1 pseudogene is annotated in these 1,002 nt (G+C 85.6%); it reads right to left on the reverse strand.

Annotated elements, in window-relative coordinates:
- Positions 1–1,002: pseudogene (locus ACSNN9_RS28505) on the reverse strand (hypothetical protein); the annotation flags it as partial.

The following is a 1,002-nucleotide window of genomic DNA, read 5'->3' on the forward strand; positions in this document are numbered from 1 at the left end:
CCCGTCCCCTCCCGGGCCGGCGGCGGCCCGGGAGGGGACGGGTCGGCGGGCCGGGGTGGCTCGGCGCCGGGTCGGACCCGGCCCACCGGCCGGCCGGGCTCGGTGGCGTCGGCGGGTCGTGGCGGCTGCGCGCCCGGCCGTGCGCGGCCCACGGGGGCGTTGCCGGTCTCGGCGCCGCGCTGGTCCGGCTCGGGCGGTGCCGGCGACGCGCCGCCCGCGACGGGCGGCGGCACCGACCGCTTGATCGTCGGCAGGGCGGGATCGGTGTGGTGGGCGCGGCCGGCCTGCCGCAGCCAGTCGGCCGGGCGCTCCGGTCGGCCGGTTCGGGAATCACCGGGCTGGCGTCGCCGCCCCGCCTCCCCGTCGACCGGACGCGCCGCGGGAGACGGGTTCTCGGCCTCGTCGGGGACGGCCGGGCGGCCCGGGGGCGGGACCACAGCGTCGTCCGCCCGGTGCGCGGGCGGCTGAACGCCGTCCGTGGCGCGGCCGGCCCGACCGGGGGTCTCGTCGTCGGTGGCCGCGCGCCGGCCCCGGCCCGCGACCTCGACGTCGTCCGGCGCGGCACGCCGGCCACGCGGGGCGGGGCCGTGGGGCGGCTGCACCCCGACGCCGGGAGGCGCGGCGGGCGCACCGGGCACCGGCGGGGCGTTGCCCGAGCGGGGCACCGGCGGCACGTCCTCCTCGGCGGCGCGGCGTCGGCCGGTCGGCGCGCCAGCGCGTCGGCCCCGGTCGGTCCCGTCGCCGTCCGGCACCGGCGGGGCGGCCGTCGGCACGGCGCCGGTGCCGTCCGCCGGTTCGGGCACGCCGGCGTCGGCCGGACCGCGCCGCAGCCGGCCGGACCGGGGGTCGCGCCCGTCGGTCGGGGCGCCGCGCAGCTCGCCGGTCGGCGGCCCGGCCGGCGGCTGGTGGGTGCCGGGGGGCGGGACGCTGACCCGGGCGGCGCCCACGGCGCCGCCGGGCCGCCCGGCGGCGCCCGGTGACGGCGTGCCACCCGGCACCCCC

The sequence above is a fragment of the Micromonospora sp. URMC 107 genome (assembly GCF_051386315.1).
Lineage (GTDB): Bacteria > Actinomycetota > Actinomycetes > Mycobacteriales > Micromonosporaceae > Micromonospora.